The following is a 16,025-nucleotide window of genomic DNA, read 5'->3' as shown; positions in this document are numbered from 1 at the left end:
AGATTTAACTCCTAACAAAATTCCTAATCCATCTAATTCCATCCCCCAAAATTACATGGTTTTTTTAATTTCCACTAATTTAGGCGAAGAACCATTTTCTTTTATGTATAAAGTTGTTATGAAGTTTAGAATTTGATTAGAATAGAGATGTTTTTTGCATGAAGGATGGAAGTGGAAATCCTTTTATGAAGCGTAGCGGGATAAAAGATTGGAACGTACAGCCTGACGCTACTGTAACGTAGTGAAAGTAGGGACATGCCCAAATAATTAGATGCTGAATGGTAGTTTTTATTTGTTTAGCATGAAGTCATTTCTTTTGAAAGCTAAAAAAAACCTACTCTGATTGGAGTAGGTTAGATGGACTATTTATTATGGTTTTTTACTTCTCTGATGTAGGATATGAGCTGTTTGCCGTAAAATGATTTTGCCACTTTGGGAGACATTGTACTTTGTATTGTATCTAGATATTTGATGTTAATATCTGGGATTTCAGTTAAAACAATATAAGGAGTTACCTCTGCATCCTTATGGTTTACCGCAAAATTGGCAGTATATAGATATTTTCTTTTTGTATTTTGGGCTACTTTGTTGTTAATGCTATCAAGTTTTGCTGTTTGCTGAAATTTGGCAGCATAAAATTTAGCTTCTATTAAACTTAAATTTTCATCATTCATTTTTGAGGCCAAGCTTTTGTATTCTTGATATATGTCCTGGTTTTTTGATCCTGTTATTTTTGCATCAGCTAAATAATGTTCAAGATTGGTCTTGATGGAAATAGTACCTGGCTCGGCAAAGAATAAAATTTTGTTATCGAGTGAATTTGTTGTTCCTCTGTCCAAATGTAAATACAACATTTCGGGTGAGTCGATTGTTAAATTGGATTCAAAAGTTGATTGTCCATCAATATTGATGGTGTCCATTGAAATGTAATTATTATTATCAAATCGTTGAATGTATAATGTTCCTTTTTTTAGACCTTTAATATCTCCGGTAATGTGTAAGTTACCGCTGGCTTCTTTTTTGTCACATGCGGCTAGTAGTAAAAAAGAAGAAAGTGCAATTATTGAGTTTTTCATGTAAGTTAAATTTGATCAGCTGCTGAAAATTTATAAATTCAGTAGTGCTATGGTCTTTTTTTTTACTGTATTTATCCTTTTAACCAAGCATTTTTAAGGCTTTCCTTGATGTTGTCTGTTGCTTTCAAAGTTGCAGCTGCTTCGTAAGGTAATTTTACTTTTCCTATAATAGTTTGTTCTTTACCAGCTCTTTTGATCTTGATCGTAATTGGATCATTTTCTTTCCATTTATCACTTTTATTAATCAAATCGTAGATGTTATCTAAGTTGTAATTTACATTATTGATGCTGATGATTTGATCTTCGGGTTTTAATTGTAAAGATGTAAAGAAAACATTTGGCTCCATGTAGGGTGAAACAATGATATCTTTAGTGTTTGGCATCACAACGATATAAGGTGTTTGTCCTTTAATAAATATGGGTGCAGCTTTTTGTTCTTCTACTTCAGATACTCCAACTTTCGATAAATACTCTTGGTATGGAATTGGTGTAGGTCCTGCAACATACTTTTCTAGAAATGCACCTACTTCTGGGTAGGTTAATTCAGTTATTTTGGCAAATAATTCATCATCATTAAATGGTTTTTCTATTCCGTATTCGTGGGATAGTTTTTTCATTAGATCTAATATCCCGTGTTTGCCTTCGCTTTTTTCTCTAATAATAATGTCCAAACACATAGCAATCAATGTCCCTTTTTCATATACATTGAGGTATTGTTCCTTGTATGGGCTTACCAACACATTCGCACTCATAGTTGTAAATGGCATGGTATCATCTAATGTATTTGCTCTGTTTATTTTATCTTGAATACGTGTATAAAATTCGTCTTCAGTAATTAACCCTTGGTTGATTTGAAATAGGTTGGCAAAGTATTCTGTGATTCCTTCGTACATCCATAAATGTTTAGACATTTTTGGATTATTGTAATTAAAATATTGAATTTCTTTTGAATGTATCGTTAGTGGAGTTACAATATGAAAAAATTCGTGTGACACTACATCTTTCATTTGCTTGGTTAATTCCTCTTGTGGAATTAATTCTGGAAAAACTACAGTAGTTGCTGTTGGATGTTCCAGAGCTCCAAAACCTTTAGCATCTTTGGCCGCCATGTCTGACAAATAAAGGAGTACAGTGTACTTTTTGGTAGAATTGATGTTACCCAAGAATCTTTTTTGTGCAGTCATCATGGTTTTCATACTATCAGTAATGCTTTCTGCAGTTATTTTTCCGGTTGGAGAATAGACCGCAATTTCTATATCCATATCATCGATTTTAAAAAAAGTCGAATTTGGTTTACTATACATTATTGGATTTTCGACCAATTCCGAATATTTTGAAGAGATAAAAGTATCATTTGTTTTACTTGTATCCTTATCTATCATTGAAGTTGCTCCTGATAGTTGAACTGGGTGACTGATGTTAACTTTATAAGGTGTATCCATTAAATTATCAAAGTATCCAACGAAGCAATGAGCGTTTAATACAATATTTTTGTTGGCAAGGATGTTTGATCCTGCTGGTGAAAAAATATCACCACTACCAAACTCAGTTCCTTTTTCAGTATCAAATGTATCATTTACCAAATAGGTGATTTTGTTTAAGGTAGTTGCATTTTGTATTACCCAAGTATTTTCATCTGTTTTTGCTATTGTCAAAGGATTACCTTTTTTGTCGAAAGCCTTAAGGTTATCAATATATTTTCCATAATTGTCGACTGAGTATGTTCCAGGAACAATTTTGGGTAAGCTGAAGTGTACTTCGTTTTGTGTGATTTTTGGAGGTGTAACGGTTACCATAACTTTGTCATCTTTGATATCGACTAAGTTAATGTCTACTTGTACTTCATTTTGACTTATAGTGTTTACCATAGTTGACTTACAACTCCAAAGTAAAGTGGTAAGTGTAAGGGTAATTAGTATTTTTTTCATTGTATGTGTATTGATTTACAACTCATGAGTTGTTTGGTATAGAAGTTTTTTTAGATTAAAAAAGCACTCCAATTGGAGTGCTTTGGCAAAGTTTAATCAAACTTATTCTTTATATAATATTTTCCATCCAAATCTTCATCAAAATCATCAATTTTGATTGGTTTTGGTTTTGGTTTATTGGCGGTTGCCTTTTTTTTCCACATTTCAAATTTCTCAAGAGGCATCTTTTTCTTCATGATCTCTAAAACCTCTTTTTCTTCTAGACCAAATTCCTTTTTGATGATTTCAAATGGATTTTTCTCTTCTAGAGCTAATGTAACAAGTTTTTCTGTTTGTTCCCAGTTCAGTTCTTTTCGGCTACTCTTTTTCATCACGTGAAAATTAATTCAAATTGGTTTTAATGTTATGATAGATAATTCTATTTATCTACCAATATTAATAAAAAATATTGTTGGTTTCATTGAAACGAACGTTTTTTTTATAAAATTTAGTGTTTTTTTTTATTTTAGGTATCTTTTAGGCATGTTTTGGTAGTAAATGGAATTCGATTATGCTTTTTTGGAGATATTCATAATTACGATGGCAAATAATATGAGGGTAATTCCCAACCATTGAGTCCAATTAATTTGTTCATTTAAAAGGAAATAAGCCATCATAACCGAGGTTGGTAATTCTATTGCAGATATAATGCTGCCTAAGCCAATTCCTGTTATTGGAAAACCAGCATTCATTAAAATAGGAGGAATTATGGTTCCAAATAATGATAATATGAGGCCCCATTTAACAAAAACATCAAAATGAAAGCTAGTTGTTTGAGTAAAGGTGGCAAAAGAAAATACGATAATTGCACCACCTGCAAGCATGTATAAACTGCGCTGCGCTGATGATATTGACGTTGCAATGCTGTTGGCTGTAAACATGGTTGTTGTAAAAGAGGCAGCTGCGAGAAGTCCAAAACCAACCCCAATCCAATTAATGTTTAAAGTTGTCGTTAACAAGTTGGTGGCCAATAGAGTTCCAAACAATACAATCAAAACCGAAATTATTTTCTTGGAAGAAGGAATTTTTTTGGTTAATATCGCTTCGAGAATGACACTCATCCATACGGTCTGCATTAAAAGGACTATTCCAATAGAAACAGGAACATATTTGACCGATAAATAATAAAAAATCGTAGTGAACCCCATAGAAGTTCCCGCCAACATTAGTTGAGAAATATCTTTCCTGGAAGCCTTTAATCCTTTGTTTTTATTTTTTATTTTTTGAAACCCATTAATAATCAGTAAGCCTATCATGCCTAAAATAAATTGAGATGTGGTTACCTCTGCAGTACTATATCCTTCTTGGTAGGCCATTTTGACAAAAGTGGCCAGGACACCATAACTAATAGAACCTAGACCCACTAAGAAAACCCCTTTGATTAAACTGTTTTTTAACATTTTATTATTTTAATGACAGGTAAAGATAGCGGTTTTTTTATGCTTTTTGCTATGTTATTCTTTAGAATAAACCCGTTAAGGGTTGGTTTTTGATGCCTATTTTAGTGTAATCAAAATTTAGTTTTTGTTGTAAAATGGAGGCATAAACACTTCTAAAGTCAATTTCGTATTTCAAATCACCGTTGTCTAAATCGGTTAGATTTGGATTGTTCCCCACTATCTTCCCTTTGTTATTCCCTCCAATGATAAACATGGGGGCTGCTTTTCCATGGTCTGTTCCATTTTTATTGTCTTTTACACGACGACCAAATTCAGAAAAAACTACTACAGTTACATTTTGCAATAAGTTGGCTTTCTTCAAATCTTCATAAAAACTATAAACGGAATCATTTAGCTCCGTTAATTTGCTTTTATGAGAAGGTAATTGATTATCATGTGTGTCAAAACCGTTTAGCGAAGTATAATATACTTTAGAATTTAAATTACCTTTTACCAAACGCGCAATCCATTCTAGATTTTTCCCCAACCCAGTTTTTGGATAATTTGCTTCGGATGTTGATTTAGCCAAGGCTTTTTGAATTTCATCAGAACCTTCTACTACCGAATCGGCAATTTTTCGAACAAAATCCAAAGAAGGGTTTTTTGATAATTGAGTATTCTCACTTTTATTTTTTTTGATTTTAAAGTTATTAGGGTCTTTAACAGTAATCGAATTGGGTTCTTGACCTTTTAATGATAAATTGTCTGTACTATCTATATTTATTCCCGCAATAGGGTTGTGTTCTTTGCATTGTAAGTCTAAATAACGACCTAGCCAACCATCATTTAAGTATTGATTGGAGGCAGAAGCTGTTTGCCATATTTCTTGGGATCGAAAATGGGAACGGTTTGGTTCTGGATAGCCTACATTTTGTAAGACGGAGAGATCTCCATTTTGTTGTATTTGTGCAAATCCTTTCAAAGCAGGATGAAATGCCATTCCATTATTTGAGCCAATAACTTCTTCTTTTGAAAGAGCAATTTTTGGACGCAAAAAATAATAGTTAGGATCTTCAAACGGAATGTAAGTATTCAATCCATCATTCCCTCCGTTGAGTTGTACAAAAACAACACATTGATCACCGATTATAAGGTTATTTTGCGTGCCAAAAGCATGTAAAAAATCAGGGAGCAACAAGGAACCACCAGTGAAAGTTCCGGTCAAGGCTAAAAAATTTCTTCTGTTCATGATACTTCCTTTTTAGATTAATTGAAATTCGGGTAATTTGATCATAGTGTTGAATAATCGCAAAACTGCTTGATCTGCATTTTGAGCATTTTCATCAAAGTCATATTTTAAAACGGACTCAAAATCTTTTTGTGCATTTTCATCGACATCAAATAAGAGTCGGTCAGACAATTGACTTATGATTTGTTTGTTATCACCTTTATCCCAATTTAAATGTACCTTTTGTTCTTTACCTTTTGGACTATTCATTTTAGAATTGTCTTTTAGTATTTTTTGATTCAATACTTTTCCATTAGTTAACATGTAGGAAAGATTGTTGCGTTGTAGGTACACCTGTGAGGTAAGCCAAGACCGTCCACCATCCCACCCTTTAACGTTTGGTTGATTGAATAAGTCCATATTTTGTTGCTTTAGAAAAAAAGCCAAGAAATTGGTGTTTTGTACATCGATGTTTAATTCGGTAATCAGTTGTAAGCTATATTCTATAGGATTTTTTATTTTCGATCCAGCGGTGTTTTTATCGAATTCTTCGGTAAAAATTTTGACTAGCAAAGGTTTGATTTCATAATCCACTTTTCGAAAATAGTCACCATAGTAGGTTACTAGTTTTTCGTCAGGATCGTCGTAAATAAACCATTTAAGAATTTTTCTGGTAATATAGTAGGGTGTATTTTTTTGTTCGAAAATAATATCCACTATTTCATCTACCTTGAAAATGCCTTTTTTACCAAAATAAGTGATGGAATCGTTGTCTTCAAAGGCTTTTCTATACATCGCTTTTGAATCTCCTAAGCCTAATCCTGCGAGTCCTTTTGCTCCGTTTTGAACGTCTTGTTCGGAGTAATTGCCAATGCCAATGGTAAAAAGTTCGAGTAGTTCACGGCTCAAATTTTCGTTTATTTTTCCTTTTCGATTATCGGTATTATCAAGGTAGCGCACGACTGCATTGGATTGTACGATATCTTTTGTAAGTTCGCGAAAATTTCCAAAAGCATGCGTTCTGCAAATTTGATTGTGCTGATACACCCAATAATTGACTTTGACTTTTTGGTAGGTTGCGACATAATGATTTTGCCAAAAGCAGGTCATTTTTTCGCGTAACGGAAATTCATCATCCCGCATTTTGTCAATCCACCACGATTTCATGGCGAGATTAGTTTGGATACCTTCTCTTTGAATTTTTTTCTTTACCTCAGGATCGGCATCTTTAGTTGCTTTTCGTAATTCTTTGAGGTCCTCACTGCTTTTTGGACTATCATCCAAAAAACTAGGGACTTTTTTATCGAATGAGCTCTTGAACGAGTCCTCTAGAAATTTTTTAATTCCTAAATTTTCTATTGCGGCTGCTTGTTTGTTCGAAAATCCCAAACGAAGCGACCAAAGTGAATTACGGTTCATAATTTTTAGGTATCAAATTAGTTACAGGTAGCGTAGGTATATTTCACTGTCAACGCGAAGGTACTTATGCAAAGGTCTGTACTATTGGATACTCAAAAATAAAAAAGGTTTAAACTTTAAGAATTATTTTTGATTATACCGCTCAAATGGACGCGTAACGCATCAATTGAAATATTAATTTCCCAGAAAGAAAGTCCTAATGAAACTAATAGTCCAAGCAGACTAGCACCAAAAAAATAAAGTGCAGCTTCTTGTTGATTGATAAATAAGAGGAGCATGGTAAAAACGGATAAAAACAAACTACAAACACCAAAAAGTTGCATGGATCGAATGAGGTCTAAGCGAAGATTCAGGTTTTTTATTTCTAATAATATAGTGTGATTTTCTTCCTTTTCGTAAGTGTCCTTCAAACTACGGATAATAGTTGCGACTGTTAAAAACCGATTGGTATAGGCCAACAAAATCAATGATGTAGCGGAAAATAATAAGGCCGGAGTTTCAAGGTTTAAATTCATGGTAGATTGTGTCGTTTCTCAAAGGTACTTTATTCTTCGAAATATCGCAAAACTTCAAACGTCATTGCAGACGTCTGATTGTATAATAAGAATGTTGCATTAATTAAGGTTACAAAAAAATAGCGTCACCAAACTATTGCAGTTTAACTGACGCTACTTTTTTTATATTCGAAAAATTAATTATTGTTTTTAAACCAATTTTTTAAGGGCTTCAATAATTTCTTCTGGTTCAGAGCGGGTTCTATAATCGACATTGACATAGTTCCAAACTACGATTCCATCTTTGTTTATGATGAAAGTGGCTGGAATAGGGAGTACCGTTCCGTTTCCATTATTTATTTGTTGCAAATCTAAGTTTCTATCCTTACGCATGTGCTCGAGCAAAAACTCTGGAACCTCCCAAGCAACACCATATTGTGAAGCTACTTTTGCATTTTGATCGGATAAAACGGTAAAGTTCATTTCGCTAATTTCAGATTTAGTCAAAGAACCATCAGGAACTTGCGGACTAATGGCAACGAGTGTCGCACCTAGTGCTTGGATTTCATCCAATCTGGCTTGCAACGCTCTTAATTGCAAATTACAATACGGACACCAATCGCCACGGTAAAAAGTAACAACAACAGGCCCTTTTTCCAATAAATCGCTTAGTGAGATTAGATTTCCTTGTTGATTAGGTAGTTCAAAGTTTACTGCTACATCTCCTATTTTTAAAGCATTTGCACCTTGCTCAAATTCTTTTGCTTTGGCAATTTCAGTATCGATGCCTTTCATGAATTCAGGATTTGCTTGACGTCCTGCTTCCATTTTTGCGTCGGTTTGTTCTTTTAATGTTTTCATAGGTATATTGTAATTGTCTGCGGTCGTATTTATTTTATTAATTTGAGTTCTTCTCTTTTTGCCTCGTCTGAGGTCTTTTTTTGTTCCCAATAGGGTTCGTTTATGCTCTTTTTCAAAGTTGCTTTTGTGATCAGTCCGTCACCGTCATCTTCTGTCCAAGATGCAATTTTGTACGGAAAAGTTTTTTGAACATCAATCGTCACCTTTCGATCATAATTAGCATATTGAATAGTATAAGTAAATAGCGTATCAGATTCAGTTTTACTAATTACAGCTTTTGTAGTCTCTAATTTTTTATAAAAAAAGCGACTGTAAACCGTTGAAAAAATCATGTCCACTTCGCCTACAGGAAGCTGTGCTTTTTTAATTCGTAAACGGGTCATTAGCTCTTCTTCAAGTAGCGCAATAGGCAGGTCTTTCTCTGTGTCACCATCGGCTTCAAAATAAGAGAATTGCTTCATATGGTACTTATTTTTACCCAGATTGAACTGTGTAAAAGTATGACCACACCATTCTTGAATGCTTGTATTTGATTTTAAGGTGTGTGGATATTGGCCTAGATCAACAGGTGTAAAGGTAGAGCTCACAATAGAATAATCATAAATACCAGTTGTTAATTTTCTAATTTGATTTAGTTTCATCACTGATATATTGTCTTTTCCTGCTTTTTCGGGATCGTCTAATTTGACTTGTTTTTTTATCGAAAAGGGTTCTGTTACAAACACGAGTACTACTTCGCCCTTGCGTATTTCGCCATAGCGAGATTGTTCTAGTTCATAACTGCTTAATTCTGCTTTACCAGAATACCAATACTCATTAAATTCCTTGGTTAAAGGGGGTACTGCTTTTTATGCTGTCTTGATCTTTAGGTACTTTTTGATCTGATTGACAACTGATTAATGCGACAATACTAATGCAGCACAAAGTTTTTAGAAAAGTATTCATATGATTGTTTTTTATTGCGATAATTTTGATGATAAAAGCAGCGCTTATTAAAGAAATTACAAGCTACGCAAACTAAATTAAAACAGTTGTGGTAGCAGAGAAGAGTAGTCCATTTCGAAATGTACTATTTTATGTTGTTCTTATCTAAAAATTCTAAGATATATTGGGCTATTTCTCGCGTCTTTTCTTCGGCAGCAAAATGTCCAGCATCAAGCAAATGTAATTCAGCTTTTGGTAAGTCTCTTAGATAGGCTTCGGCTCCTTTATAGTTGAATTTTAGATCTTTTTTACCCCAAACTATTAAGGTTTTTGGTTGGTTTTCTTTGAGCATTTTTTGCCATTCTGGATACCGAATTAAGTTGGTATTGTAATCTTGAAACAGTTGTACTTGGATTTCTCTATCATTTTTAAAAGCTAAAAAAGCCAAATCATGAGTCCAAGCATCTGGACTTTGAATATTTAGATTGGTACTGTCTAAATCAAATAAATATTGCTTGTTGATGATCGCGTCTTTACTGGTTAAACTATAAAGAAAATCATGTTTTTCTTGCGAAGTATCTGTTTGAGCTGTCCTAAAAAATGCTTGTCTTTGGGGTGTTAATCCATCTAGGTAAGTATTGGCATTTTGAACAATCAAAGCATCAATTCTTTTGGGATCTTGCATCATCATGCGGTAGCCCACAGGAGCTCCGAAATCTTGCATGTACATCACATAATTTTTGATTTGAAGCGTGTCGATTAATTTTTGAGTATAATCTGCTAGTAAATCAAAGGTATATTTAGTTTTGCTTGGGTCTAAATGTGTGCTGTATCCTGAACCCAAATTATCTGTCGCAATGACGTGATAGCGCGTTGCCAACATGGGGATCAAATTTCTATAGGAGTGTGAAGAGGAGGGGTAGCCGTGTAATAAAACAATGGTTGGCTTGGATTTATCTCCTGCCTCTCGGTAAAACAATTTCACGCTATCAATCGCAACGGAATTATATGTCGTTGCAGGCGGTAAATAAAATTTGTTTTCGGTAAGTTGTGATTTCGAACCACAACCAGCTACCGTTACGATCAATAGCAGAAATAAAATTGTTTTATTTATCATTATTTTTTAAGGTTATTCATGAAGTTTCTAATCTTTTCAATAATAAGGGAACCATCTTCTTCAAGAGCAAAATGACCTGTATCATAAATGTTGTAATCTACATTTTTTACATCTTTTTTGAAAGCTTGCGCACCACTTTCGGGAAAAAAAGCATCATTCTTACCCCATACAATCAATAAAGGTGGCTGATTGTCTCTTAGGTATTGTTGCCATTTTGGGTATAGTTTGATGTTGTTTTGGTAGTCATAAAATAAATCCAAATTCAGAGTATGTGCGTTTGGTTTTGACACTCTTAAATAATCTAATGTGTAGGTATCGGGATCTACGGTTTCGATATTCCTTACGCCGTGTGTGTATTGCCATTTTAATCCTTCAAGAGAGAAAGCGGGGAGTAGTGCAGCCTCTGTTTGCTTGTTACGATTCAACCATAATGCTTTAATATCCTTCCATGCATCTCCTAGACCTTCTTCATAGGCATTTCCATTTTGGGTAATAATAGCCGTTATTCTTTCTGGATGCGCAGTAGCTAGTCTAAAACCAATAGGCGCGCCGTAATCTTGAATCATAATGGCATACGATACGATTTTTTTCTGTTCTAAAAAAGTATTTATGGTAGTAGCGATGTTGTCAAAAGTATAGTTGTATTCTTTAGGATCTGGTACATCACTATTTCCAAAGCCTGGGTAATCAGGTGCAATCAAATGGTAGTCATTTGCTAATTGTGCAAGTACTTTTCTATATTGAAAAGAGGATGCTGGATAACCATGTAATAAAACAATCGTCGGATTATCGGGGTTCCCTGCTTCTCTGTAGGCAATATTTATCCCGTTTACGTTTGCTTTTCGATATGCAATTGCATTGTTGCCGTTGGCTTGCGTAGTAAGTGGGTTTTTGTTGTTTTTTATTACAGTTAGATTCTCTTTGCATGAACTTAATAATATAAGAAGACTGAGTGCAAGGATTGATTTTTTCATAGTGTAAATTTTATGTTTGATTTTTAACAAAATAAAAAAGCCATAACAAGCATTGAACTCGTTACGGCTTTTGTTGTTCTGAATTAATTTCTTCCTGCCATCACACCACCATCAGTATCCCAAATGGCTCCGGTTACCCAGGAAGCTTTGTCTGAAAGTAAGAACAAGATGCTCTCTGCAATTTCGCTTGCTTCTCCAACTCTTCCGATGGGATGAAAGGCGTTGAAACCAACAAGAGCTTCTTCGGCTGCAGCTTTACTACCAAAAACGCCATGGTAGACTGGAGTGTTTACAAGTGCGGGAGAAACTGCGTTTACACGAATATTAAAATCAGCTAATTCCATAGCTAAATGTTGTGTTAGCGAGTGTAATCCTGCTTTTTGCATCGAGTAAGCAGAAGAAGGAGTTGCCTTGATCGCTTGTTTTGCCCACATAGAACCTACGTTTACAATAGATCCTCCTTGAGTTGCTTTCATTTTTTTTGCTACACTTTGAGTAATGAAAAAGAAACCTCTGTTTAAATCTTGGTATGAATTATAATCTTCTAAGGTGTGGTCTAAAAAAGGTTTTGGTCCAAAAATACCGGATGCATTTACCAAGTAATCTAAATTGTCTAGGGCATTAATTTTAGTGATTAGCGCCGCCACATCATCAGTGTTAGAGATATTTGCTGTGTGTTTGAACAGGTTAGGGGCATCTGCTACTTTATCTACATTTCGTCCTACGATGTGTACAGTTGCTCCTGCTTGTAATAAAGCTGCTGTAGTTGCTGCACCAATTCCGCTTGTTCCGCCTATTACTAAAGCTACTTTGTTTTTGAAATTTTCCATTTTTTTTATTTATTATTAATTGTGTTTGTAATTAAAGACAGACAAGTCTGTCTTTGTTTTATTAAATTTTTTTATTTTAGAATTAATTCACACAAGCTTTTACCCTCTTGGATAGGCCAGTCTTTTTGATGCAAATGACTTTCTCCAACAGCACTTTCGTAAATTAAATATATTTTTCGAGAAAGAGAATTGATCTCTTCCTTAGTCATGTTTTTCAAATTACTAGTTACAAGTTGCGAAATAAGGGTGATAAAATCGTTTTTTTGAGTTTGGATTTCACTACGGATAAGTTCGTTGTCTTTTGGGATTTCTGCAACTGTTTTAATACACCAACAACCGTTAAAGTCTTTGTCCTGATAAAATAATTGTAGAAAGTCAAAAATTGCTAAAATTTGTTCTTTTCTTTTTGGTTTTGCAGCAGTGAATTTTTCTATATCGCTTAAAAAATTGACATTTTTGTGCTTTAAATACGCCAAGCAAATTTCTTCCTTAGATTTAAAATGGTTGTAAAGTGTGGCTTTTGCAATACCAGCTTCGGCTATGATTTCATTTATTCCCGTAGCATTATACCCATTCTTGTAAAATAAGAAAGAGGCTGTTTCAATGATTGAATTTTTTACTTCGGAATGTTTCATAGGGCAAATGTATAAAAATATTTTACAAAAACAGACAAGTCTGTCTTTTTTTTATTTAAATATCTAAATTGACAAGCATGCTTTTGCTTTACTAAGACTGAATTTCTTTTGCCTAAGTGCGGACTATTTACTTGACCTTCAAATTTCGAGCTTTCATTTCTTCTTCCAGCGGTTTGTCTTTTTTGGCATTGGTTACCAATTTATAAATAAAAAATAATGGAATCAAAGTAAAAATTCCCCAGCTATTTTTTACAATACTGTAAAAAATAACTCCAAGTAAAAAACCAATGAATATACTATTGGTTATTTTACTTGTTTTCATTTTTTTAGCCTCGATCATTAATTCTTGATCGGTTAGCTGCGAAAGTTCGTTTTGAGTCATGTGTTTAAATAATTATGCAGTCCCTTCGTATAAGTGTTTTTGAAATCCTACAAAAGCATCTCGTATTGTTTTTATTTCGCCTAATTCTTTTTTTGCATCTGCAATTGCCTTGTATTTCAATATTAATAAAGGAGACAGTTTTAAATCATCTAATTCATCAACACCTTCTTTTACGTATTGTTCCAATACAAAGTTCAAAAACTCTTGCTGTTTAGGGTTGTAATCTTTGATTTGAATTCTGGCGCTACTCGCTCTTTCTAATCGTGGAACAAGGGTTTTGTGGTAAGCAACATAATTTAAAACATCAAATAAGTCACTGTCTTCTCCATGAATTAGCAATCGTAAATCCTCTAATTGGGCACTAGTATAACCTTTTTCGTTTAATTCAGATAGTAATTTTTTTCTTGTACTTGGCAAACTCCATAGTTTACGTAACTCCTCTTCATTTGCAAAGAAACTTGGCAAATCGCCAAACAATTGTTGTATAAATTCTACTGAGGAAATAGGCGCTCCACTTGGACTCCAAAAGGACGTTTTTACATTCGAATCTATTTCTCTCTCTTTATTGTCGGATAGTTTAACTCTTATGATTTTGCTTGGTAATTTGTCACATACACATGGATAATTATTGCAAACCTTACAATCTTCCGGGTCTGTTTTTTCGCAAACGCACGGTTTTACTTGACACAGTTTACAAACTCTTGGCGTTCCTCCGCCTGGTGGTGGCGTAGGCTCTAAAGGCTCTCCATCCCATTCTGGGTCTTTAAAGTGTTTGTGGGCTTGCACAAAATCAAACAAGGTAAAATAATCTTTACCATCAAATAATCGGGTTCCTCGACCTACAATCTGTTTGAATTCGACCATTGAATCCACAGGACGTAATAAAACGATGTTTCTAATTTCGGGAGCGTCAACTCCTGTGCTTAACTTTTGGGATGTAGTTAATATCGTTGGAATACTTTTTTCATTATCCTGAAAATCACGTAAATATTGCTCGCCCATTGCTCCGTCATCCGCAGTCACACGATGACAATAGTTGATGCTTTTGCTTGTAGAAAATTGATTGACTAAATCCCGAATCAATGCAGCATGTTTTTGAGTAGAACAGAAAACCAAAGTCTTTTGATTTTGATTGATCAGTTCCAAGAATTTTTTAACGCGATATTCTTCTACTTGTTGAATGATGATTTTTCTACCATAATCACGATAGGTGAACATATCACCAACCTCTGCTTCGCCATCTATAATTACATCATCAGCCGTTACCGTATATTCATCATAATTGGTTTGTATTTCTTTTACTTTAAAAGGAGTAAGGAACCCATCATTAATACCCTCTTTTAAAGCATAGGTATAAACTGGGTCACCAAAATATTTGTAAGTATCTCCATTGACATCCCGTTTTGGAGTTGCAGTTAAACCCAATTGCACAGCAGGAGCAAAGTAGTCCATAATGGCTCTCCATGAACCTTCATCATTGGCTCCACCTCGGTGACATTCGTCAATAATAATCAAATCAAAAAAATCTGGTGGATATTGTCCAAAGTTAAAATCAGAACTGCTATATACTTCTCTTGGTTCGGCTACTGCTTGATAATCGATTTCCTCTTCGACTTCCTCTTCCTTTTGTTTGCTGGTCATAAAGGTTTGAAATATGGTAAAGAAGATACTTCCATTTGTAGGCACATGCCCTTTCTTTTTTATTTCTTTTGGACTAATGCGTACTTTGATGTTTTCGTCTATAACATCAAAAGCACCAAACGAATTAAAGGCTTGGTCGGCTAATATGTTTCTATCGGCTAAAAATAATATTCTCGGACTTCTAGTTGCATCACGCTTTAAATTCCATTTAGCATGAAATAGTTTCCAAGCAATCTGAAAAGCGATGGCTGTTTTTCCTGTTCCTGTGGCTAAGGTGAGCAACATTCGGTCTTTCTTTTCAGCAATGCCTTCTAATACTTTACCAATGGCATTTTGCTGATAATATCTCGGTTGCCATGTTCCACCACGGTCTTCAAAAGGAATTTCGAACAAACGTTCTTTCCAATTGGCAATTTCTATTTTGTAATTTTCTTTTGGAGTGGGATAGGTCATTTCCCAAAGCTCGTCTGGAGTTGGATATTTTGGAATTTCGCCTTCTGCGGCTTCGTCCATGTCTATCTCGTAGATTTGTAAACCATTGGTAGCATAGCTGTAGCGAATATTCAATCGCTCGGCATAATCTTTGGCTTGACCAACGCCAGAGGTATAATAGTCGTCTCTTTTTTTGGCTTCAACAATACCAATTCTTCTGTTTTTGTATTCTAAAACGTAGTCTGCATAAAGCGGTGTGGCTCTTCTGCCTTGGCCAATTAAACGGCCTTTGGTTATGGGAAACTCCAAACGTAATCGACTGCCTTCAACAATGCCCCAACCTGCAGCTTGCAAAGCAGGTGTTATTAAATCGTGTTTGGTTTGTGCTTCGTTCATATATATCACCCTTTCAGGGTTTTTATAAGTTATCTTTAGTACAGAAGGACTACGTCCATCTTTAGTATATAGCGTCCCGTTGGGACTTTTATGTTAATCCCGATGGGATGTTATCGGTTATGGTAGGACGAAGTCCTGCTTACTCCCAAACATAAGCCTCATCAAATGCAATATTATATTTTTTGAGGTAAGCAGTTAGTTACATATGATCTCCTTTTGACAAATATTATCTGCTTTTACCATTCTTTTGATTAAATTATTGAATATTGT

General features: G+C 34.5%; 15 protein-coding genes. All 15 read right to left on the bottom strand.

The features are described 5' to 3' along the window. Positions 1-362: 362 nt before the first annotated feature. Complete coding sequence (locus M2326_RS16745; protein WP_264620695.1) at positions 363-1,076, bottom strand: DUF4369 domain-containing protein; 714 nt, start codon at positions 1,074-1,076, stop codon at positions 363-365. A 71-nt stretch (positions 1,077-1,147) separates the two neighbouring features. Beyond that, complete coding sequence (locus M2326_RS16740) at positions 1,148-3,004, bottom strand: M61 family metallopeptidase (protein WP_264620694.1); 1,857 nt, start codon at positions 3,002-3,004, stop codon at positions 1,148-1,150. A gap of 92 nt (positions 3,005-3,096) precedes the next feature. Next, entirely contained in the window at positions 3,097-3,375 is a 279-nt protein-coding gene (locus tag M2326_RS16735; protein ID WP_264620693.1) for a TIGR03643 family protein, read from the bottom strand. 177 nt (positions 3,376-3,552) lie between these two features. Continuing rightward, on the bottom strand, positions 3,553-4,443 hold the full coding sequence (locus M2326_RS16730; RefSeq protein ID WP_264620692.1) for an EamA family transporter: 891 nt from the start codon (positions 4,441-4,443) through the stop codon (positions 3,553-3,555). A gap of 61 nt (positions 4,444-4,504) precedes the next feature. Beyond that, positions 4,505-5,671 (bottom strand): DUF1501 domain-containing protein, encoded by a 1,167-nt coding sequence (locus M2326_RS16725; RefSeq protein ID WP_264620691.1) that lies wholly within the window; start codon positions 5,669-5,671, stop codon positions 4,505-4,507. A gap of 12 nt (positions 5,672-5,683) precedes the next feature. Then, positions 5,684-7,069, bottom strand: coding sequence for a DUF1800 domain-containing protein (locus M2326_RS16720; RefSeq protein WP_264620690.1), 1,386 nt, complete (start codon positions 7,067-7,069; stop codon positions 5,684-5,686). A gap of 116 nt (positions 7,070-7,185) precedes the next feature. Then, positions 7,186-7,584: a DUF2721 domain-containing protein gene (locus tag M2326_RS16715; RefSeq protein WP_264620689.1), complete on the bottom strand. Its 399-nt coding sequence runs from the start codon at positions 7,582-7,584 to the stop codon at positions 7,186-7,188. 189 nt (positions 7,585-7,773) lie between these two features. Further along, positions 7,774-8,424 (bottom strand): peroxiredoxin-like family protein, encoded by a 651-nt coding sequence (locus M2326_RS16710; RefSeq protein ID WP_264620688.1) that lies wholly within the window; start codon positions 8,422-8,424, stop codon positions 7,774-7,776. A gap of 29 nt (positions 8,425-8,453) precedes the next feature. Then, positions 8,454-9,149 (bottom strand): septum formation inhibitor Maf, encoded by a 696-nt coding sequence (locus tag M2326_RS16705; RefSeq protein ID WP_264620687.1) that lies wholly within the window; start codon positions 9,147-9,149, stop codon positions 8,454-8,456. Positions 9,150-9,493: 344 nt separating this feature from the next. Next, positions 9,494-10,465, bottom strand: coding sequence for an alpha/beta fold hydrolase (locus tag M2326_RS16700; protein WP_264620686.1), 972 nt, complete (start codon positions 10,463-10,465; stop codon positions 9,494-9,496). Continuing rightward, the gene (locus tag M2326_RS16695) at positions 10,465-11,439 is read right to left on the bottom strand and encodes an alpha/beta fold hydrolase (protein ID WP_264620685.1); all 975 of its coding nucleotides are present in this window, start codon (positions 11,437-11,439) and stop codon (positions 10,465-10,467) included. The genes M2326_RS16700 and M2326_RS16695 overlap by 1 nt, the downstream gene beginning before the upstream one ends. An 83-nt stretch (positions 11,440-11,522) precedes the next feature. Continuing rightward, entirely contained in the window at positions 11,523-12,269 is a 747-nt protein-coding gene (locus M2326_RS16690; protein WP_264620684.1) for an SDR family NAD(P)-dependent oxidoreductase, read from the bottom strand. Positions 12,270-12,340: 71 nt separating this feature from the next. Continuing rightward, on the bottom strand, positions 12,341-12,904 hold the full coding sequence (locus M2326_RS16685; RefSeq protein ID WP_264620683.1) for a TetR/AcrR family transcriptional regulator: 564 nt from the start codon (positions 12,902-12,904) through the stop codon (positions 12,341-12,343). A 127-nt stretch (positions 12,905-13,031) separates the two neighbouring features. After that, on the bottom strand, positions 13,032-13,286 hold the full coding sequence (locus tag M2326_RS16680) for an FUSC family protein (RefSeq protein WP_264620682.1): 255 nt from the start codon (positions 13,284-13,286) through the stop codon (positions 13,032-13,034). 12 nt (positions 13,287-13,298) lie between these two features. After that, positions 13,299-15,755, bottom strand: a complete 2,457-nt coding sequence (hsdR, locus tag M2326_RS16675) for an EcoAI/FtnUII family type I restriction enzme subunit R (protein WP_264620681.1) — start codon at positions 15,753-15,755, stop codon at positions 13,299-13,301. Positions 15,756-16,025: the final 270 nt, after the last annotated feature.

It is taken from the genome of Flavobacterium psychraerolatum, assembly GCF_025960985.1.
In the GTDB taxonomy this organism is placed as follows: Bacteria; Bacteroidota; Bacteroidia; order Flavobacteriales; family Flavobacteriaceae; genus Flavobacterium.
The sequence above is the reverse complement of the archived record's forward strand: the minus strand, read 5'-3'. Positions and strand labels throughout refer to the sequence as shown.